At 65.8% G+C, this 20,831-nt stretch carries 16 protein-coding genes; 9 read left to right on the forward strand and 7 right to left on the reverse strand.

Annotated features, from left to right (window positions below; genetic code table 11):
• Window positions 1–31 precede the first annotated feature (31 nt).
• Window positions 32–895 (reverse strand): segregation and condensation protein A, encoded by an 864-nt coding sequence (locus AC2YJX_RS07585; RefSeq protein WP_370641480.1) that lies wholly within the window; start codon window positions 893–895, stop codon window positions 32–34.
• A 64-nt stretch (window positions 896–959) separates the two neighbouring features.
• Window positions 960–1,166: a DUF3460 family protein gene (locus AC2YJX_RS07590; RefSeq protein WP_055402867.1), complete on the reverse strand. Its 207-nt coding sequence runs from the start codon at window positions 1,164–1,166 to the stop codon at window positions 960–962.
• Window positions 1,167–1,243: 77 nt separating this feature from the next.
• Here AC2YJX_RS07590 and AC2YJX_RS07595 point away from each other — a divergent pair, with 77 nt between their 5' ends.
• Window positions 1,244–1,756, forward strand: a complete 513-nt coding sequence (locus AC2YJX_RS07595; protein ID WP_487255681.1) for an outer membrane protein assembly factor BamE — start codon at window positions 1,244–1,246, stop codon at window positions 1,754–1,756.
• A gap of 26 nt (window positions 1,757–1,782) precedes the next feature.
• Here AC2YJX_RS07595 and AC2YJX_RS07600 read toward each other — a convergent pair whose 3' ends face one another.
• Complete coding sequence (locus AC2YJX_RS07600; protein ID WP_487255682.1) at window positions 1,783–3,450, reverse strand: SulP family inorganic anion transporter; 1,668 nt, start codon at window positions 3,448–3,450, stop codon at window positions 1,783–1,785.
• A gap of 311 nt (window positions 3,451–3,761) precedes the next feature.
• On the opposite strand from AC2YJX_RS07600, the gene AC2YJX_RS07605 reads away from it, so the two are divergent.
• Both AC2YJX_RS07605 and AC2YJX_RS07610 read left to right on the forward strand, forming a co-directional pair.
• Complete coding sequence (locus AC2YJX_RS07605; RefSeq protein WP_055402863.1) at window positions 3,762–4,412, forward strand: YitT family protein; 651 nt, start codon at window positions 3,762–3,764, stop codon at window positions 4,410–4,412.
• Between the two features lie 398 nt (window positions 4,413–4,810).
• Window positions 4,811–6,991, forward strand: a complete 2,181-nt coding sequence (locus tag AC2YJX_RS07610; RefSeq protein ID WP_487255683.1) for an FG-GAP repeat protein — start codon at window positions 4,811–4,813, stop codon at window positions 6,989–6,991.
• Between the two features lie 116 nt (window positions 6,992–7,107).
• Here the strand turns inward: AC2YJX_RS07610 and metG are convergent, their stop codons facing one another.
• The gene (metG, locus tag AC2YJX_RS07615) at window positions 7,108–9,207 is read right to left on the reverse strand and encodes a methionine--tRNA ligase (RefSeq protein ID WP_487255684.1); all 2,100 of its coding nucleotides are present in this window, start codon (window positions 9,205–9,207) and stop codon (window positions 7,108–7,110) included.
• 174 nt (window positions 9,208–9,381) lie between these two features.
• On the opposite strand from metG, the gene AC2YJX_RS07620 reads away from it, so the two are divergent.
• Window positions 9,382–10,497: an SMP-30/gluconolactonase/LRE family protein gene (locus tag AC2YJX_RS07620; protein WP_487255685.1), complete on the forward strand. Its 1,116-nt coding sequence runs from the start codon at window positions 9,382–9,384 to the stop codon at window positions 10,495–10,497.
• Window positions 10,498–10,516: 19 nt separating this feature from the next.
• On the opposite strand, the gene AC2YJX_RS07625 is transcribed toward AC2YJX_RS07620, so the two are convergent.
• Window positions 10,517–11,788 carry a patatin-like phospholipase family protein gene (locus AC2YJX_RS07625; protein WP_487255686.1) on the reverse strand — a complete coding sequence of 424 codons (1,272 nt, stop codon included), beginning with the start codon at window positions 11,786–11,788 and terminating at the stop codon, window positions 10,517–10,519.
• A gap of 102 nt (window positions 11,789–11,890) precedes the next feature.
• On the reverse strand, window positions 11,891–12,460 hold the full coding sequence (locus tag AC2YJX_RS07630; RefSeq protein ID WP_487255757.1) for a restriction endonuclease: 570 nt from the start codon (window positions 12,458–12,460) through the stop codon (window positions 11,891–11,893).
• Between the two features lie 142 nt (window positions 12,461–12,602).
• On the opposite strand from AC2YJX_RS07630, the gene apbC reads away from it, so the two are divergent.
• Together apbC and AC2YJX_RS07640 are read left to right on the forward strand one after the other, a co-directional pair.
• Window positions 12,603–13,694 carry an iron-sulfur cluster carrier protein ApbC gene (apbC, locus tag AC2YJX_RS07635; RefSeq protein ID WP_055402851.1) on the forward strand — a complete coding sequence of 364 codons (1,092 nt, stop codon included), beginning with the start codon at window positions 12,603–12,605 and terminating at the stop codon, window positions 13,692–13,694.
• A 25-nt stretch (window positions 13,695–13,719) separates the two neighbouring features.
• A complete protein-coding gene (locus AC2YJX_RS07640; RefSeq protein WP_487255687.1) occupies window positions 13,720–14,682 on the forward strand; it encodes a LysR family transcriptional regulator in 963 nt (320 codons plus the stop codon).
• An 18-nt stretch (window positions 14,683–14,700) separates the two neighbouring features.
• Here the strand turns inward: AC2YJX_RS07640 and AC2YJX_RS07645 are convergent, their stop codons facing one another.
• Window positions 14,701–15,117, reverse strand: coding sequence for a DUF4345 domain-containing protein (locus AC2YJX_RS07645; protein WP_207402027.1), 417 nt, complete (start codon window positions 15,115–15,117; stop codon window positions 14,701–14,703).
• A gap of 68 nt (window positions 15,118–15,185) precedes the next feature.
• Here AC2YJX_RS07645 and AC2YJX_RS07650 point away from each other — a divergent pair, with 68 nt between their 5' ends.
• The 3 genes from AC2YJX_RS07650 (at window position 15,186) to fdhF (ending at window position 20,789) form a co-directional block, all read left to right on the forward strand.
• On the forward strand, window positions 15,186–15,806 hold the full coding sequence (locus AC2YJX_RS07650) for a TetR/AcrR family transcriptional regulator (protein ID WP_233573462.1): 621 nt from the start codon (window positions 15,186–15,188) through the stop codon (window positions 15,804–15,806).
• Window positions 15,807–15,984: 178 nt separating this feature from the next.
• Window positions 15,985–17,892 (forward strand): NAD(P)H-dependent oxidoreductase subunit E, encoded by a 1,908-nt coding sequence (locus tag AC2YJX_RS07655; protein ID WP_487255688.1) that lies wholly within the window; start codon window positions 15,985–15,987, stop codon window positions 17,890–17,892.
• Entirely contained in the window at window positions 17,889–20,789 is a 2,901-nt protein-coding gene (gene fdhF / locus AC2YJX_RS07660; protein ID WP_487255689.1) for a formate dehydrogenase subunit alpha, read from the forward strand. Before AC2YJX_RS07655 ends, fdhF begins: the two co-directional genes overlap by 4 nt.
• The last annotated feature ends 42 nt before the right edge of the window (window positions 20,790–20,831 follow it).

A 20,831-nucleotide genomic window follows, 5' to 3' on the forward strand; every position in this document is an offset into this window, starting at 1 on the left:
ACCGGCCAGGGCGGTGAACAGGGGAGCCAGCCTAGACCGGCGTGTAAGCGAGGCGCACGTAGATGGGGGCAAAAGCCTCGGCCTGCGTGATCTCGATCAGCGTCTCTTTGGCCAGCTCCAGCAGGGCGATGAAGGTCACCACCAGCACGGTGCTGCCTTTTTCGGGCTCGAAGAGTTCTTCAAACTCCACAAAGCGGCGGCCCTGCAGCGTTTTGAGCACCATGCTCATGTATTCGCGCACCGAGAGTTCCTCGCGCGTGATCTTGTGGTGCTGCACAAGCTTGGCGCGTTTGAGGATGTCGCGCCAGGCGTCCTGCAGCTCCACCACGTGCACGTCTGGAAAGCGCGGCTGCAGGCTTTGTTCGATGTAGACCTGGGCCTTCAGGAAGTCGCGGCCGTACTGCGGCATGTGCGACAGGCGCATGGCCGCCATCTTCATTTGCTCGTATTCGAGCAGGCGGCGCACCAGCTCGGCGCGGGGGTCTTCGGGCTCCTCGCCGCCTTCCTGCTTCTTGGGCGGCAGCAGCATGCGCGACTTGATCTCGATGAGCATCGCCGCCATCAGCAGGTACTCGGCTGCCAGCTCCAGGTTGCGGCTGCGGATCTCGTCCACATACGCCAGATACTGCTTGGTAACCCCCACCATGGGGATGTCAAGGATGTTGAAGTTCTGCTTTCGGATCAGGTACAGCAGCAAATCGAGCGGGCCTTCGAAGGCTTCCAGGAAGACTTCGAGCGCATCGGGCGGGATGTACAGGTCTTGCGGCAGCGCAAACAGCGGCTCGCCGTACAGGCGTGCCAGCGCCACCTGATCCACCACCACGGGCATGCCTGCCGCGTCCAGCGCGGACAGATCCGGCGAATCGGCCACGTTGGCTTCGTTCGCTGTGGTCATAGTTTGCTATAAAAAAATGAGCTACTAGAGCTTATTGAATAAGCGCTAGAGGCCATTTTGATGCTTAATCTGCGTTGGTCTGGTAGACGTACGGCTTTTGCTCGACCTGGCCTTCGCGGTACTCGGTCCAGATGCTGCGGTCCACCTTCTTGTCCCACAGCAGGGCACGGCCTGCCAGCTGCTGGCTTTCCAGTTCGGGGCGGCTGGCCTTGAGCTGGTTGATGAACTGGGTGGCGTCGGATTGGTAATCGGGGCGGCGGAAAATAGACATGGACTGTGAATCTCTTTCTTGGAACGCATCAGGCACAGTGACGCACCAAAGGTCCAAGATTTTACCGGGACGAATTTATGCGCTTGATATATCGCGCCGCTGCCCTGGCGGCCGCCACCTTTTCCCTGCTGGTGCTCACTGCCTGCGACCCGCAACGCATCAGTGAACTGAAGGAGGGTGTATCGACCGAAGCCGATGTGCGCGACCGCTTTGGCGCCCCCGAGAACGTGTGGGACGAACCCGGCGGCGCCCGCACCTTCGAATACAACCGCCAGCCCGCAGGCCAGGTCAACTACATGATCACCATCGGCCCCGACGGCCGCATGACCGCGCTGCGCCAGGTGCTCACGCCCGAAACCTTTGCGCGCGTCGTGCCTGGCATGCGCATGGATGAGGTGCGCCGCCTGCTGGGCAAACCCGCCAAGGCCACGCCCTACGAGCTGAAGAAAGAAACCTGGGTGGACTGGCGCTATCTGGAGGCGCCCAACCAGGCCAAGGTGTTCACGGTGGTCCATGGGCCTGACCTCGTGGTGCTGCGCACGCAGACGGGGGCCGACCTGGACGCGCCGGAGTTCAAGGGCGGCAAGTAAACGGTTGCCCCGCGCCCTGCCGACAACTACACATCCACGCTGGCGCCGCCCTGGGCGGCCAGCCGGTCGGCAAAGCCCGATCGCTCGATCAGCGAGCGTGGCTGCTCGTGCAGGTTCACCACCGACATGCGCCCACCGCGCGCTGCCACGGCTTTGAGGATCTGCTCCAGCGCATCCAGCCCGGTCGTGTCCAGCGCCACCAGCTCGCAGGCGTCCAGCACCACATCCATGCCGGGCGGGCCGGTCTCCAACGCCTGCACGATGGGGTCGATCTTGGCGGCTGCGCCAAAAAACAGCGCGCCGTGCAGGCGCCAGCGGGCTACAGTGCGCTGGCCCGGCGGTGTTGGAGTGGGCTCGGGCTCGCGCACCGCGCGAAACAACCCGCTCATGCGCCGCACAAACAGCGCGCAGGCCATGAACAGGCCCACCTCCACCGCCACCGTGAGGTCGAACACCACCGTGAGGAAAAACGTGCCCAGCATCAGCAGCCGATAGTGGTTGCTGAAATGCTTGAGCCGCACAAACTCGTGCCACTCGCCCATGTTCCAGGCCACAAACAGCAAGATGCCCGCCAGCACCGCCAGCGGAATGTGCAGCGCCAGCGGCGCAGCCACCAGCACGATCGCCAGCAGCGTGAGTGCATGCACCATGCCCGCTACCGGCGACGTGGCGCCCGCGCGGATGTTGGTCACCGTGCGCGCAATGGTGCCGGTGGCCGGCATGCCGCCAAAAAACGGCACGATCATGTTGGCCGCGCCCTGGGCCATCAGCTCTTGGTTGGGGTCGTGTTTTTTGTGGTGCGGGTCGGTGGCCAGCTGGTCGGCCACGCGGGCGCACAGCAGCGACTCGATGGCACCCAGCAACGCGATGGTGAGTGTGGGGGTGACCAGCAGCCGCACCGTCTCCCACGAAAAATCGGGCAGCGCAAACACCGGCAGCGCCTGCGGAATGCCTCCAAAGCGCGAGCCGATGGTCTCCACCGGAAACCTAAGCCCCCAGGCCAGCAGGCTCAGCACCACCAGCGCCACCACGGGTGCGGGCACGCGGGCAAACCGGCGCACCGTGTGCCCCTCCATGAGCCGGATCACCGGCGAGCCCTTGAGGAACAGCCGTGGCCAGAGGAACAGCAGCGCCACACACGCCAGCCCCAGCCCGAACGCATAGGGGTTGAAGGTGCCGATGTGCTGCGCCAGCGTGCTCACCTGCGAGAAGAAATTGCCCGGCATGCGGTCAATCGACAAGCCCAGCCAGTCTTTCACCTGTGACAGCGCAATCAGCACCGCAATGCCGTTGGTAAAGCCGATCACGATGCTGACCGGCACAAACCGCACCAGCGTGCCCAGGCGAAACAACCCCAGCAGCACCAGAATCACGCCCGCGCAGGCGGTAGAGATCAGCAGATTGGCCACGCCATAGCGCTCCACAATGCCGTAGACAATCACGATGAACGCGCCCGCCGGCCCACCAATCTGCGTGTTGGCGCCCCCCAGGGCAGAGATGAGGAAGCCCGCAATGATGGCCGTCCACAGCCCCGCCTCGGGCTTGAGGCCACTGGCAATCGCAAACGCCATGGCCAGCGGCAGCGCCACAATGCCCACCGTGACCCCCGCACCCACGTCGGCCAGCCAGCGGCTCTTGGTGTAGCCGCGCAGGGCGTCGATCAGGCGGGGGCGAAAGGCGGGCGAAAACGGCATGGAGGCAACCAGTGTAGTGAGCGCTTCTTGAAGTGCAACCGATGGCGGTCCCAACCGCCCGATGGCGTCACACCGGCGCTGCAATAGCGCCACAACAGGGCCACAAACAGAGCCTCCGCAACTTCGATAGCTTCAGCTCCATGTCGGTGTCGTACCGAATTTGCTCCTGATTTGATAGCTATTGACGCTTGCTGTATAAGCGATGGATGACAAAAATGCCTGAAATCTGCCAAGACTGGCAAGGGAAAGCAGCCCCTGCGCACTGGCGCGTTGCTTGCTAGTTGTGGTGCACTGCATCCCCACCTGCTCCCATGCCCGACACCGTTCACCCTCCTGCCATGCCGACGCCCGAAATGTCCCCCCCGCCATCGCTGCGCCACGGCCTGTTCGAAGACGCGCAGGCCCTGTTCGCGGGCACCTTGTTTGTGGCCATGGCGCTCATGCTTTTCAACCAGGCGGGCCTGCTGGTGGGCGGCACCGCGGGCGTGGCGTTTTTGCTGCACTACGTCACGGGCATTTCGTTCGGCAAGCTGTTTTTTGTGGTCAACCTGCCGTTCTACTGGTTTGCCTGGACGCGCATGGGCCACGAGTTCACCATCAAGACCTTTGTCTGCGTGGGCCTGCTGTCGCTGCTGACCGAGCTGTTTCCGCACGTGATGCATGTGGACTACCTGAACCCGCTGTTCGCCTCGCTGCTGGGCGGGCTGCTGCTGGGCACGGGCTGTTTGTTTCTGGCGCGCCACCGCTCCAGCCTGGGCGGTGCCACGGTGGTGTCGCTGTACCTGCAAAGCCGCTATGGCATGCGGGCGGGCAAGGTGCAGATGATGATCGACGGCTCCGTGGTACTGCTGGCGCTGTTCGTGGTGCCGGTCGAGCGTGTGGCGTATTCGGTGCTGGCCGTGCTGGTGATGAGCGGGTTCTTGTGGATCAGCCACCGGCCAGGGCGCTACGTGGGGCATTAAGGGACGGGGCCGCCAGCGCGACGGCCGCCTGTCTCCGATCGTGACCGAGTCCTCAGCGGCCTGAGCTCCCGCCGAACGCCCCTGCGCGACTCCATTCCACCCGTCAACCCTGCTTCGGTGGGGGTGTGTTTGCGCGTCCACCCACCATAGAGTTCGTGCTACCCCGCCTGCGCCCGCACGAGGGGCGCCGGGCTCGCCCGCGCCTCCTGAATGGGTGAAGTGCCCACCCCGTTCACATGCCCGGAGAACCCTTGATGTACCGAACTTATTCCGCCAGCGCTGAAGCTCTGTGGGCGAGGCTTGGTGGGGCGGCAAGGCTGCTTCTTCTGATTGCGAGCGGAGTCTTGATGGCCTGCGGCGGTGGCGAAGACCCTGCTGCGCCCCCGCCGCCCCCGCCCGTGGCGCAACATGCTGTGGGCGGCACTGTGACGGGACTGGTGGGCACGCTCGTCCTGGCCAATGGCACGGAGGCGGAGCTGACCATCACGGCGAACGGCAGCTATGCCACCAACGTTTTGCAGGGCCAGGCCTACAACATTGTTGTGCGTACCCAGCCCGTCGGGCAGACCTGTGTTGTGGAAAACGGTTCGGGTGTGGTGGCAGGCCCGGTTACCAACATCTTGGTGACATGCACCACCAATACCTACACCGTCGGTGGATCGATCACGGGCCTGCTGGGCGTGGTGACGTTGCGGCTCAACGGCGCTGCGGATCTGTTGGTGGCCACCAATGGCGTTTTCGGGTTTGCCTCACCGCTGACCCATGGCAGCTCTTACGCCGTGACGGTGCATGTACAGCCTGCGAATCAGGTTTGCACAGTAGAGGCTGGCACCGGGGTTGTCGTGGCGCCCGTGACCCAAGTGAGAGTGCGTTGCAGCACCGTCTCATCGCCTCCGCCTCCTGCTCCCCCCCCTCCACCGGCTCCCCCCACGCCGGGTGGCCTGGGGATTGCCTATGGGACGAAGGCACTGGTCTTTTCGTGGACCTCGACGCCCGGCGCAACCCGCTACACGGTGTACGAAGACCCGGACGGCGCGGGCCCGCTGGCACCCGCGCAAATCGGGTCGACCGCGGCCACCGGGCTGACCTACGCAGTTCCGGTGCTGCTGCACCTTCGGGTGAATGCGACGTACACCGTGCAAGCCTGCAACGCGGGCGGGTGCAGTGCCCCATCGACCTCCATGGCGGCAGACATGGTGCGTGCCATTGGCTACTTCAAGGGATCGACTACCACCGTCGAAGGCCGGTTTGGCAACCGCGTGGCCTTGTCCAGCAACGGCACCACCCTGGCCGTGGGGGCGTATGGAGAGGGTGGCAACACGGGGGCGGTATACGTATTCACGAAGAGCGGCGCCACGTGGTCGCAGCAGGCGCGCATTGCGGCCCCCAATGGCGAGGCCAACGATTATTTTGGCAATGCCGTGGCGCTGTCGGCCGACGGCAACACGCTGGCCATCGGCGCGGATGGCGAGAGCGGCGACCAGAAGGGCACGTTTGCGACGATGCCGACCACCAATAACCTGGTCAGCAACTCAGGTGCCGTCTATGTGTATGCCCGCACAGGTGCAGCCTGGTCGCAGCAGGCCTTCATCAAGGCGAACAACGCGGATGCCGACGATCTTTTCGGTTCATTCGTAGCCCTCTCGAACGACGGCAACACCCTGGCGGTGGGGGCCTACAACGAGGATGGTGACCTGACTGGAACACACGGCAATGGAGCCTATGCTGCGTCCGGGGCTGCCTACGTCTTTGCCCGCACGGGCACCAGCTGGGCACAGCAAAGTTACCTCAAGGCCTCCAACGCAGGCGCGGGAGATTTCTTCGGCATCTACCTCAGCCTGTCTGGCGCAGGCGACACCCTGGCGGTGGGCGCGTTCTTTGAGCGCAGCGCCTTGGCGAGTGATCCTGCGGACGACACCCTGGCCAATGCCGGTGCGGCTTACGTGTTCCAGCGCAATGCGGGGGCATGGTCGCAGCAGGCCTATCTGAAGGCTCCCAGTCCCAAGGCGCAGGACCGCTTCGGTGTATCGGTCATCCTGTCAGGCGACGGCAACACGCTGGCGGTTGGCATGGATGGAGACAGCAACAACTACACAGGCACCTTCGTGGTGCCGCCACCCAGCAACACCCTTGCACTCAACTCTGGCGCGGTGTTTGTGTTTATTCGCGCAGGTGGCGTCTGGCAGTCACAGGCGTACTTGAAAGCCTCCAACACCCGCACCCCCCACCGGTTTGGCAACAACCTGGCGATGTCCAGCGATGGCAACACGCTGGTGGTGCCGTCGTACCGCGACGACAGCAATGCGCGCGGATTCAATGGCGACCAGGCCAACACCGCCGCTGCGGATGCGGGCGCTGTGCTGGTGTTCCGCCGCAGCGCAGGCACCTGGGCGCAACAGGCCTACCTGAAGGCACCCAATACGGGCGCTGGGGACCGGTTTGGTGGCCGTGTGGCGATATCGGGTGACGGCACTACGCTGGCCGTGGGGGCATCCACCGAAGACAGTGGATCGAGTGGCATTGGGGGCAATCAGTCTGACGAAAGCAGCACCAACGCGGGCGCGGTGTACCTTTACTGAGAGCTTGCTTCAGGGCGGCAGTCAACATGCCGCCCCTTCCTCTATCGGCGGATGGCGAGGGGCTCAGCACCCCTCGGCATCCTTGACGGTTGCTTTGTCTATGAGCGTTGCACGCCTTACCGCACCCGCATGCCGGGCGTGGCGCCGGGCCAGGGGTTGAGCACGTAGATGCCGGGGTTGGCCTTTTCGTCGCCATGGCTGGCGGCCAGCACCATGCCTTCGCTCACGCCAAACTTCATCTTGCGCGGCGACAGGTTGGCCACCATCACGGTGTGCTTGCCCACCAGGTCTTCAGGCTTGTAAGCGCTGGCAATGCCACTGAACACGTTGCGCGTACGGCCTTCGCCCACGTCCAGCGTCAGGCGCAGCAGCTTGGTGGAGCCCTCGACCGGCTCGCAGTTCACGATCAGCGCAATGCGCAGGTCGATCTTGGTGAAGTCGTCGATGGTGATAGTGGGGGCGAGTTCCTCGCCACCAGGATGGGAGTTGGCTGCTACGGTTTCAGTAGCTGCTGGCGCTTGTTCTGCTTGCGCTGGGGCTTCAAACAGTGCTTCAAGCTGTTCGGGGGTGACGCGCTGCATCAGGTGCTGGTAGGGCTGGATGGCTTGCACGTCGCCTGCCACGTTCCACTGCTGCATGTTCACGCCCACAAAGCCTTGCACCGCCTGGGCCAGCCCCGGCAGTACGGGGGCCAGGTAGCGGGTGAGTGCGGCAAAGGCGTTGACGAGCACCGAGCACACCTGGTGCAGGGCCTCGTTGTTGGCCGCATCCTTGGCCAAGTCCCAGGGCTTGTTCTGGTCCACATAGGCGTTGACCTTGTCGGCCAGCAGCATGATTTCGCGTGTGGCCTTGCTGTATTCCCGCGTTTCGTACATCTGCGCGATGGCGTCGCCCGCGCCCCGCACCTCGGCCAGCAGGGCTGCGCCCGTGGTGCCAAATTGGTTGGTCAGCTTGCCGTCAAAGCGCTTGGTCAAGAAGCCCGCCGCGCGGCTGGCAATGTTCACGTACTTGCCGATCAAGTCGCTGTTCACCCGCAGCATGAAGTCTTCGGCATTGAAGTCGATGTCTTCGTTGCGCGCCGACAGCTTGGCCGCCAGGTAGTAGCGCAGCCATTCGGCGTTCATGTTCAGGCTCAGGTACTTGAGCGGGTCCAGGCCCGTGCCCCGGCTCTTGCTCATCTTCTCGCCGTTGTTCACCGTGAGGAAGCCATGCACGAACACGTTGTTGGGCGTCTTGCGGCCGCTGAAATGCAGCATGGCGGGCCAGAACAGCGTGTGGAAGGTGACGATGTCCTTGCCAATGAAGTGGTACTGCTCCATGGCTGGGTCGGCCATGTAGGCGTCGTAGCTTTCGCCACGCTTTTCCAGCAGGTTCTTGAGTGACGCGAGGTAGCCCACGGGGGCATCCAGCCACACGTAGAAGTATTTGCCGGGCGCGTCGGGGATCTCGATGCCGAAGTAGGGCGCGTCGCGGCTGATGTCCCAGTCGCCCAGGCCTTCGCTGGTAGTGCCGTCGGGGTTGGTGCGGACGGTGAACCATTCCTTGATCTTGTTGGCCACCTCGGGCTGCAGTTTGCCGTCCTGCGTCCAGTTTTCCAGGAACTCCACGCAGCGTGGGTCCGAGAGCTTGAAGAAGAAGTGCTCCGAATTCTTCAGCTCGGGCTTGGCGCCCGACAGGGCCGAGAAGGGGTTGATGAGGTCGGTGGGCGCGTACACCGTGCCGCATACCTCGCAGTTGTCGCCGTACTGGTCCTTGGCGTGGCACTTGGGGCATTCGCCCTTGATGTAGCGGTCGGGCAGGAACATGTTCTTCTCGGGGTCGAAGAACTGCTCGATGGTGCGCACCTCGATCAGACTGCCATCGGCACGGTCACGCAGGTCGCGGTAGATCTGGCGGGCCAGCTCGTGGTTCTCGGGCGCGTCGGTGCTGTGCCAGTTGTCAAAGCTGATGTGAAAGCCGTCCAGGTACTGCTTGCGGCCTGCGGCAATGTTGGCCACGAACTGCTGGGGCGTTTTGCCCGCTTTTTCGGCCGCAATCATGATGGGCGCGCCGTGGGTGTCGTCCGCACCCACAAAGTTGACCGCGTTGCCCTGCATCCTTTGGTACCGCACCCAGATGTCGGCCTGGATGTATTCCATGATGTGGCCGATGTGGAAGTTGCCGTTGGCATACGGCAGGGCGGTGGTAACGAAGAGTTTGCGGGCGGAGGTCGTCATGAAAAGCGGCTTTCTCAGGCGGAACCCGCGATTTTAGGCGGTCGTCAGTATCCCTGGCCATTGCGGGCGCTGCGGTGACCTCCCCAGGTCGCGCAGGTGCCAATCAGGGCGTGCGTGCAGGCCGCCTATGGCGCCACAATGCCCCGCATTCCAACAATCAACAGGAGACGACACATGGCCAGCACATGGGCAAAACGGGTGGGGTGGGGCGTGGGTGGCGCGATATTGGTGGTGGCTGCCTATCTGGCGGCGTGGCCTGTGCCCATTCAGCCGGTGGCCTGGACTGCGCCTGCCGCCCCCGGCTACCAGGGCGTGCATGCCCCCAACCAGCGCCTGGCCCAGCTGAACATCATCGACCTCAAAGGCGAGGTGGGCCCCGAGCACATCGCCTTTGGCAAGGACGGCAAGCTCTACACCACCGTGCTCAGTGGCAGCATTTTGCGCATGAACCCCGACGGCTCGGGTCAGGAGGTGTTTGCCAACACCGGCGGGCGGGTGCTGGGGTTCGCCTTCGATGCGGCGGGCCACCTGATCGCGGCCGATGCCATCAAGGGCCTGCTGTCCATTGCGCCCGATGGCAAGGTCACCGTGCTGGCCGACAAGGTGGGCAACGACCCCATCCGCTATGCCGACGCTGTGGTGGTGGCCCAAAGCGGAAAGATGTACCTGAGCGACGCCTCCACCCGTTTTGCCCCCAAGGACTGGGGCGGTACGTTTGAGGCCAGCGTGCTCGACATCCTGGAGCAGGCCAGCACCGGCCGGGTGATTGAATACGACCCCGCCACCCGCACCGCACGCGTGGTCGCCCGGGGCATCAGCTTTGCCAACGGCGTGGCGCTGAGCCAGGACGAGAAAAGCCTGTTCGTCAACGAAACCGGCAAATACCGGGTGTGGAAGATTGCGGTGGATGCGAATGACCTCGACATTGGTCAGGCCAGCCCCCAGGCCCGCATGCTGCTCGACAACCTGCCCGGCTACCCCGACAACCTGATGCGCGGGCAGGGCGGCAAGGTGTGGCTGGGCTTTGCCAAGCCGCGTGGGGCGGCCATCGACAACATGGCGGGCAAGCCCTGGCTGCGCAGCCTGACCCTGCGCCTGCCGCGTGCGCTGTGGCCCATTCCCCAGCCCTACGGCCATGTGATTGCGTTCACCGACGATGGCAAGGTGGTGGCCGACCTGCAGGACCCGAGTGGCGCCTACCCGGAGACCACTGCGATCACCGAGACGGCGGACCGGCTGTATGTGCAAAGCCTGCACGCACATGGCCTGGGGTGGCTGCCCAAGCCGTAGGGTCCAGGCCGGTGGCGTCTCAGGCGGTTTCCCCGTGGTGCCTTGTCTTCACCTCGGCGCCGGTGTCCGTCCAGCCAAAGAACTTGCACACCTCGGCCCGCATGGCCAGGGTGTCGGCCCGGCCCAGGGCCATGAGCTCCTGGGTGTAACCGGATTCGAACAGCAGGTAGCTGGCCAGCGCCGCGCCGCGCACATCGGCCATGTTGGACGTGACGCCCAGGGCGCCCAGCATGGTGCGCACGGGCGTGGGCAGGTCGCCCACGTGGCGCGCAGCCACGGCATCCAGGCGCTGGGATGGCGCAATCACCAGCAGCTCGATGGGGCGCAGTGCGCTGTGCAGGCGTTTTTCTTCGGGGATGAGGGACAGGGTCTGGTTGATGCGCTGCACGCGCTCCACATCCACGGCCAGCGCATCCAGAAAGATGTTGGACAGCGCATGTCCCGCAATCTGCGCCAGCGTGGGGTAGGTGGCCGTGGGGTTGGCAGCGGCATCACCCTTGGGCTCGTGCATGCGGCCGGCGCCGATCACCAGGATGCGCTCGGCCCCCAGGTGAATGGCCGGAGCAATGGGCGCCGACTGGCGCATGGAGCCGTCGCCGAAATATTCGACGTGGTCATCCACCTCGATGCCCTTGGCCGGAAAGATGAACGGAATGGCCGAGGACGCCAGCAGATGCTCGTGCGTGATGCGGTCGCTGGCCGCCTTGCGCTGCGAGCGCACCCAGGGCTTGACGGGTGCGGCGGCTTCAAAAAAGGTGACGTGTTCGCCCGAGCTGTAGCTCGACGCTGTGACGGCAAGCGCTGTGAGATGCCCTTTGCGGATCAGCCGGGGCAGGCGCACCAGCGGCACCATCTTGACCAGCAGTTTTTCGAGCGGGGTGTTGTCCAGCAGCGACTTGGGCCGCATGCGCCGCCAGCGCGCCAGCGCCCAGCCCAGCGACACCAGCGTGAGCCAGCGCGCGCCGCTGCGCATCACGCTGAGCGAGTCGGCGCCATACACCTGGCTGGCGTGGAACTGCCGCCACACGCGCGCAATGCGGCGCACGGCGCGGTCAAAATTGTCGGCCCCGCAGGCCAGCGCCGCCGCGTTGATGGCCCCGGCCGAGGTGCCGGTGATGATGGGGAAGGGGTTGGGTCCGCTCCCCTCGCCACAGGCCTGGCGCAGGTCGGCAATGGCTTCGAGCACGCCCACCTGGTAGGCGGCGCGGGCACCGCCGCCGGTGAGTAGCAGGCCGGTGGCGGGCGTTGAAGTGGCGGTGCCAGAGGCTGCGGTAGGGGTTGTGGAGGGCATGGACGGGTGGGCGGGGCGATGCCCCAAGTGTGGCGGGGCGCTCCGGGGCGATTCATGTGGGAAAACCCGCATGCGCGGGCCGCCGCACGCGGGGTGGGGCTTTCAGCGCTGCTTGAGCAGCAGCTGTGCCACCGCGTCACCCTGCAGCACCACAATGCCGTGCTCCCGGGCAAACGCCTGGGCGTTGTCGCTGACCTGCCCCAGGGCAGCCACATAGACGCCTGCGGGGGCCTCGCTGGCAAGCATGGCCGCGTGCAGCTCGCGCAGGGGCTCTACGCCGTGGGTGGCCGCTTTCCAGCGTTTGGCGCTGACCAGCGTGGTACTGCCACCCTGGGTCAGTCGCATGTCAGCGCCTGCGTTGTTGCCGTTGATCCGCTCTACGGAGTAGCCCGCCCGTGCCCAGGCCGATGCCAGGGTGTCGGCAAAGCTGCGCCAGGGCATGCTGGCCACGGCCTCCAGCATCTCGGCAACCCGGGCGGGGTTGGGGGCACGCAGCTGCTTCCACGCGGCGATGCAGCCCACCACGAAGATGGGGAAACCGGCCAGCGCACCCACCACGAAATATTCCTTGGGCAGCAGCGCACCTGCCGCCAGAACGATGAGGCCGACCACCACAAAGCTGATCCACCAGGGCGAGCGCAGCAGCATGGCAAACAGGGATTTCTCGGCCATCTTGAATTTCACGGGGGTCCTTTTCGTTCGGTTTCTCAGGGTGCCGGCTGCTGTGGAGCCAGGGGCAAAGCGTGCGCATTGTCCTTCACGCGCCGGGGGAACAGCGCTTGGATAGACTACCGGCCCCACAGGAGTTAATTGAATGGCAGTCACCGAACAGGGCCTTTTGGCCGCACTTTCCAGCGTGCTGGACCCCCACACGGGCAAGGATTTCGTCAGCACCCGCGCCCTGCGCAATGTGCAGATCAGCGGCGGCGACGTGGCCTTCGATGTGGAGTTGGGCTACCCCGCCAAGAGCTTGGTGCCCGAACTGCGCCGCAATCTTGTGGCCGCTGCCAAGGGCGTGGGGGGCGTCGAGAACGTGTCGGTCAACATCACCACCAAGGTGATTGCGCATGCCGTGCAGCGCGGCGTGCAGCTCTTGCCCCAGGTCAAGAACATCATCGCCGTGGCCTCGGGCAAGGGCGGCGTGGGCAAGAGCACAACGGCCGCCAACCTGGCCCTGGCCCTGGCCGCCGAGGGCGCCAGCGTGGGCGTGCTCGACGCCGACATCTACGGCCCCAGCCAGCCCATGATGCTGGGTATCAACCGCCGCCCTGAGAGCGACGACGGCAAGACCATGGAGCCGCTGGAGAACTACGGCGTGCAGGTGATGTCCATCGGCTTCCTGGTGGACCAGGACGAAGCCATGATCTGGCGCGGCCCCATGGCCACGCAGGCGCTGGAGCAACTGCTGCGCCAGACCAACTGGAAAGACCTCGACTACCTCATCATCGACATGCCCCCCGGCACCGGCGACATCCAGCTCACCCTGAGCCAGCGCGTGCCCATGACCGGCGCGGTGATCGTGACCACCCCGCAGGACATCGCCCTGCTGGACGCCAAGAAGGGCATCAAGATGTTTGAGAAGGTGGGCGTGCCCATTCTGGGCATCGTCGAGAACATGGCCGCGCACGTGTGCAGCAACTGCGGCCATGTGGAGCACATCTTTGGCGCCGATGGCGGCAAGAAGATGGCAGCCGAATACAACATGGACTACCTGGGCGCACTGCCGCTCGATATGAGCATCCGCCTGCAGGCCGACAGCGGCAAGCCCACCGTGGTGGCCGACCCGGATGGGGACGTGGCCAAGATCTACAAGAAGGTCGCGCGCGACGTGGCGGTGAAGATCGCGCAGCAGGCCAAGGATTTTTCGAGCAAGTTCCCGACGATTTCGATCAGCAAGAACACCTGATCTTCCTGAGTCGCCCCACCGTGCCATGAACCTGCTCGCGTCCCTGCGCTACCTGGTGGCGCTGCACGAGCACCGGCACTTTGGCCGGGCGGCGCAGGCCTGCCACATCACGCAGCCCGCGCTGTCCAACGCACTGCGCGCGCTGGAAAAGGAGTTTGGCGTGGTCGTGGTGCGCCGGGGCCGCAGCTTCGAAGGCTTCACGCCCGAGGGCGAACGCGTGCTGGCCACGGCGCAGCGCATGCTGCACGAACACCAGGTGCTGCAGCAGGACCTGAGCAGCGACGCCGCCCACCCGCGCGGCACGCTGCGCCTGGGCGCGGTGCCCACGGCCATGCCCATTCTGGCGCGGTTTGCCGCGCAGCTGCAGGCGCGGCACCCGGGCATCGTGCCGGTGGCGCTGTCGATGAGTTCGCAGGCGCTGGAGGCGGGGCTCGAAAATATTGCACTGGACTTGGCCCTGGGCTACACCGAGCGCATGCCTGTACGCGGCGGCACGCTACGGGCTTGGCCGCAGTACGTGGAGCACTACTTTCTGCTGCGCCGTGCGCCCCGGCCGCCCAAAGGCGCAGCGCGCGGGCTGCAGATCGGCCCACCCATGGCCTGGGCCGATGCGGCGGCGCTGCCGCTGTGCCTGCTCACCCCCGAGATGCACAACCGTAGCTTGGTGGATGGTGCCTTCCGCGCTACAGGCGCCACGGTCATGCCCGCCATGGAAACCGATTCGGTACTGACCCTGGCGCTCAGCGTGGTGGCGGGCCATGTGTGCAGCGTCCTGCCCGGAGCGCTGGTGGACGCCGTGCGCGGCCATGATGGACTGGAGGCCCTGCCGTTGACGAGCCCGGTGCTCACCACCCCCATTGGATTCATGTCGCACCGGCAGGTGCAGCCCACCCGGGCGCTGGATGCGGCACTGGCGCTGTCGCAAGATCGTGAGTGGTTGCAGCACGCCGCAGCGCACAGCGGATTGCTGGCGGCGGAGCCGCTGTAGGCGCAGGTTTCTCAGGCCCTACCCACGCGAAATGGGCCGGGCCGCCCCAGTGCTGGTAGCCACGCGCCGCTGCCACGCGATGAAGGCCGGCGCACCCACCAGCTCCAGCACCGTGAACCCGATAAATGGCGCGGGCGGCAGGCCCAGAAAGGCCATCGACAGCGCCCGGCCCACGCCGCCCAGAAACACCGCGCCCCACAACACCGCAAACAACCGGCCCTCGCGCTCGATGCGCGGCACCAGCGACCCCATTGCCAGGCCCAGCGCCAGCCACACGCCGCCAAAAAACCGCAGGTTGCCATCGAGCAGCGCATCGCTCGGGAGGCCGCTGGTGCGGTAGATCGGGTCGTAGATGCCCATCATCGTCAGCACGCCAGTGGCAACTGGGATCAGCGCCATCACGGCGGTAGTGGCTTGGAGCAGGCGTCGGGTCATGGGCTATCTTTGCGGTGTCAGGATTGGGTATTGTTGGGGTGTATCTTGACTGTGTCAAGATTGCCGCCATGAACTCAGCTGAAATTCCGCGCGCCACTTACCACCACGGCGACTTACGCACCGCACTGGTGTCTGCCGCCGAGGGCTTGCTGGCGTCCGGGGCCACGCTCAGCCTCCGCGCGGTGGCCAAAGCGGCGGGGGTGTCGCATGCGGCCCCATACCACCACTTCGCCAATCTGGATGCGTTGCTGGCTGCCGTGGCCACGCGCGGTTTTCACGACCTGGCGGCCGACATGGAGGCCGCACACCCCGGTGTGGACACCGCCGCCAGACTGGTGGGGCATTGCACCGCCTACGTGGCCTTTGCGCTCGCGCGTCCCGCCGCGTTCCGGCTGATGTTCAGCCCGCTGCTGCAACACAAGGCCGACCACCCGGCGTTGCAAGCGGCGGCGGACGGGTCTTTTGAGGTGCTGCGCAAAGCCGCCCATGCCCATGTGGCCGAGGGGGCGGACGAGCTGGCACTGGCGGGGTGGAGCCTGGCCCACGGGCTGGCCAGCCTGGCGATCGATGGCGCCCTGTCCACCGCGCCCGTGCCCATGCCTTCGGCGCAAGACCTGGCGGCGCTGCTGGCGAGCCGGTTGCTGGAGAACCTGCCAACGGGCAGAGCAGGCAGTGCAGGTGGCGGATGAGTTGGCCCCACGCTGTACAGCGCAATGCCACGGTGCGCAGCTCATTTGTTTTTGTGATCGACCCATGTGCATCCGCAATTTGACGCTCCGGGGTGCCTCGCCGACACTGCGACCGCCCAGCCGCCTTATGCAGGCGGCTTCATAAGCACCACAACAAGACATCCCACGATTTCGCTCCATGCACCTCGCCCCCGAAGCCCCCACCGCAACCGTCGTGGCCGCCGTGTCGGTCAACGACATGCGCGAGCGTATCCGCCGCAAAAGCCGCCTCAAAGGCCGCCAGCCCGAAGACGCAGCGATGGCCGATGTGGCGCAGTTGCTGGGCCCGCGCCCGGCCGACGGCTTCCGGCGCGACCTGCTCATCGAATACCTGCACCGCCTGAACGACCATTTCGGCGTGCTGCACGACCGGCATCTGGTGGCGCTGGCCAAGCAGCTGAATCTGCCCATGGCCGAGGTGTACGAGGTGGCGAGCTTCTACCACCACTTCGAGATCGTGCGCGGCGAGGATGCCCTGGCCCCGCGCCTGGTGCTGCGGGTGTGCGACAGCCTGAGCTGCAGCCTGGCGGGTGCGCGCGAGCTGCTGGCCGCGCTGCCCGAGCGCCTGCGCGCGGCCGGGCAGGGCGATGTGCAGGTGTTGGCTGTGCCCTGCGTGGGCCGCTGCGAACAAGCGCCCGTGGCGGTGGTGCACCAGTGCCCCGTGCCGCGCGCCACAGTGGATTCAGTGCTGGAGGTAGTGAAATCCAAGACAAATCGGGCTCTAGCGCTTCATCCACAAGCGCTAGTAGCTATCAATTTTGATATTTCTGAGCTGTCCGAGAAGAGCGTGCCAACGCAGCCGGACGGGATCAGCCCCGCGCACACCGACCTTGTCACCTACCGTGCCCACGGCGGCTACCAGACCGCCGCCGCACTGGTCAACGGAGAGATGGACGCCGAGGCCGTGCTCGCTGCCATGGATGACTCGGGTTTGCGCGGCCTGGGCGGCGCGGGCTTCCCGGCGGGGCGCAAGTGGCGCATCGTGCGGGACCAGCCCGCGCCACGCCTGATGGCCGTCAACATCGACGAAGGCGAGCCCGGCACCTTCAAGGACCGCACCTACCTCGAACGCGACCCGCACCGCTTTCTGGAAGGTGTGCTCATCGCCGCCCAGGTGGTGGGCACCGAGGCCATCTACATCTACCTGCGCGACGAATACCACGGCTGCCGCACATTGCTGCAAACGGCGCTGGAAGACCTGCGTGCCGAGCCGCCATGCCCGCTGCCGCACATCGAGCTGCGGCGCGGCGCGGGTGCCTACATCTGCGGCGAAGAGTCGGCCATGATCGAGAGCATTGAGGGCAAACGCGGCGAACCCCGCATGCGCCCGCCCTACATCGCGCAGGTCGGCCTGTTCGGCCGGCCCACGCTGGAGCACAACTTCGAGACGCTGTACTGGGTGCGCGACATCGTGGAACGTGGCCCGCAGTGGTTTGCCAGCTTTGGTCGCCACGGGCGCAAGGGGCTGCGGTCTTTCAGCGTAAGCGGGCGGGTGAAGCACCCGGGCGTCAAGCTTGCTCCAGCGGGCATCACGGTGCAGGAACTCATCGACGAATACTGCGGCGGCATGCTGGACGGCCACCAGCTCTATGCGTACCTGCCAGGCGGCGCCTCGGGCGGCATCCTGCCTGCCAGCCTGAACCAGATTCCCCTGGACTTCGACACGTTGCAGCCCTACGGCTGCTTTATCGGCTCGGCCGCCGTCATCGTGCTCAGCCAGCACGACCGCGCGCGCGATGCGGCGCTGAACGTGATGCGGTTTTTTGAACACGAAAGCTGCGGCCAGTGCACGCCCTGCCGCGTGGGAACGGCCAAGGCGGCTGCGCTAATGGAGGCGCCGCTGTGGGACGCCGACCTGCTGGACGATCTGGCGCAGGTGATGGCCGATGCGTCCATCTGCGGCCTGGGCCAAGCGGCGCCCAACCCCATCCGTTGCATTCACAAATACTTTCCGCATGAGGTGGGCGAGGGCCCCTGGCCGGGCGATTTGCCCAAGCCGCGCAACAGCCCGCTCACCGAGCAATTGCCCGGAGGGTTGAAGCCATGAGCGCCGTGTTGACATCTACTGCTGCGGCGCAGCCCGCCGTGGCCTTCGAGCTGGACGGCCAGCCCGTGACAGCCCATCCCGGCGAAACCATCCTGAAGGCCGCGCAGCGCCACGGCGTGGAGATTCCGCACCTTTGCTACAGCGACGGCCTGCGTCCCGACGGCAACTGCCGCGCCTGCGTGGTTGAGATCGCGGGCGAACGCACGCTGGCCCCCAGCTGCTGCCGCGCACCGGCTGAAGGCATGAAGGTGCAGGCGGCCAGCCCGCGCGCCCGCAAGAGCCAACAGATGGTGGTGGAGATGCTGCTGTCCGACATGCCGGACGTGGGATACCGGTGGAACGATCAAAAGGCAAATACTCCTGAATTGATAGCTGGTTGCGCTTATCCATCAAGCGCTAGCGGACGATTTGACTCAAAAAATCCAGAAACGATAGGCCAGCACGGCGAGCTGAGCGCCTGGGCGGACCGCCTGGGCGTGGCCGTGCGCCCCGCGCTCCAGGCCCTGCGCCGCGAGCAGCCCGCGCCCGACCTGAGCCACCCGGCCATGGCCGTGAATCTGGATGCCTGCATCCAGTGCAACCGCTGCGTGCGCGCCTGCCGCGAAGAGCAGGTCAACGACGTGATCGGCTACGCGCTGCGCGGGGCCGACAGCAAGATCGTCTTCGACCTCGACGACCCCATGGCCGAGAGCACCTGCGTGGCCTGCGGCGAATGTGTGCAGGCCTGCCCCACGGGCGCGCTCAGCCCCAAGACCCACGTCGGCTCGCAAAAGGTGGACCGCAAGGTCGATTCGGTCTGCCCCTTCTGCGGCGTGGGCTGCCTCATCACCTACAACGTGCGCGATGAAAAGATCATCAGCGTCGAGGGCCGCGACGGCCCGGCCAACCACGGCCGCCTGTGCGTGAAAGGGCGCTTCGGTTTCGACTACGCCCACCACCCCGACCGCCTCACGGTGCCGCTGATCCGCAAGCCCGGCGTACCCAAGGAGGTGCGGCCCTACGGCGCTGACTGGCGCGACACCTTCCGCGAAGCGACCTGGGACGAGGCGCTGGGCCTGGCTGCCGGCGCGCTCAAAGCCCTGCGCGACACCCACGGCCCCAAGGCGCTGGCGGGCTTTGGCTCCGCCAAGGGCAGCAATGAAGAAGCGTATTTGTTCCAGAAGCTGGTGCGCACCGGCTTTGGCAGCAACAACGTGGACCATTGCACCCGGCTGTGCCACGCGTCCAGTGTGGCAGCGCTGCTCGAAGGTGTGGGCTCGGGTGCGGTGAGCAACCCGGTGAATGACGTGGAGCATGCCGAGCTGATCTTTGTGATCGGCTCCAACCCCACGGCCAACCACCCCGTGGCCGCCACGTGGATGAAAAACGCCGCACAGCGCGGCGCCAGGATCGTGCTGGCCGACCCGCGCGTCACCGACATCGGCCGCCACGCCTGGCGCACCCTGCAGTTCAAGGCCGACACCGACGTGGCCATGCTCAACGCGCTGATCCACACGGTGATTGATGAGGGCTTGGTGGATGAAGCTTTCATCCGCAACCGCGCCAACAACTTCGAGGCCCTCAAGGCCAACGTGATGGGCTGCAGCCCCGAGGCCATGGCTCCGGTGTGCGGCATCCCGGCCGAGACGCTGCGCGAGGTGGCGCGGGCATTTGCCACCGCCAAGTCCTCCATGATCCTCTGGGGCATGGGCGTGAGCCAGCACGTGCACGGCACCGACAACGCGCGCTGCCTCATCGCGCTCTGCGCCGTCACGGGCCAGATCGGCAAGCCCGGCTCCGGCCTGCACCCGCTGCGCGGCCAGAACAATGTGCAGGGCGCGAGTGACGCGGGCCTGATCCCCATGATGTTCCCCAACTACCAGCGTGTGGACAACGCGGGCGCGCATGCGTGGTTTGAACAGTTCTGGGGCACTCCGCTGGACGAGACCCCCGGCTACACCGTGGTCGAAATCATGCACAAGGCACTGGCCGACGACAGCGACCCGCACAAGGTGCGCGGCATGTACATCATGGGCGAGAACCCCGCCATGAGCGACCCCGACCTGAACCACGCGCGCCACGCGCTGGCCAGCCTGTCGCACCTGGTGGTGCAAGACATTTTTCTGACCGAAACCGCCTGGCTGGCCGACGTGGTGCTGCCCGCCAGCGCCTGGCCCGAAAAGACCGGCACCGCCAGCAACACCGACCGCATGGTGCAGATGGGCCGCCGCGCGTTGAACCCGCCGGGCGATGCGCAGCCGGACCTGTGGATCATTCAGCAACTTGCTCGACGGATGGGGCTGGATTGGAACTACGAAGGCGAAGAGTCCGGCGTGGCCGCTGTCTACGACGAAATGCGCCAGGCCATGCACGCCAGCATTGAGGGCATCACCTGGGACCGCCTGGAGCGGGACTCCAGCGTGACCTACCCCTGCCTCACGCCCGACGACCCCGGCCAGCCCATCGTGTTCACCGAGAAATTCCCCACGCCCACGGGCCGCCTGCAGCTGGTGCCCGCCAGCGTGATCCCGGCGGCCGAAAAGCCCGATGCCGACTACCCCCTGGTGCTCATCACGGGCCGCCAGCTGGAGCACTGGCACACGGGCAGCATGACGCGGCGCAGCACTGTGCTCGACGCCATCGAGCCTATGGCCACCGCATCGCTGCATGGCGACGAACTTGACCGGCTTGGCGTGGCGCCCGGTGCGCTGGTGGGCATCCGCTCGCGGCGCGGCATGGTGCAGGTGCGCGTGCGGCGCGACGACGGCACGCCGCGCGGCACGGTGTTCATGCCTTTTGCGTACGTGGAGGCGGCAGCCAACCTGCTCACCAACGCGGCGCTGGACCCGTTTGGAAAGATCCCGGAGTTCAAGTACTGCGCGGTGGCGGTGGAGGTGCTGGAGGGGGCTGCAAGCTGACCGTGCGCAGAGGGGCTTTACGGACAAAGCTGCTGGTGGCCT

The organism is Acidovorax sp. SRI_002 (assembly GCF_057586455.1).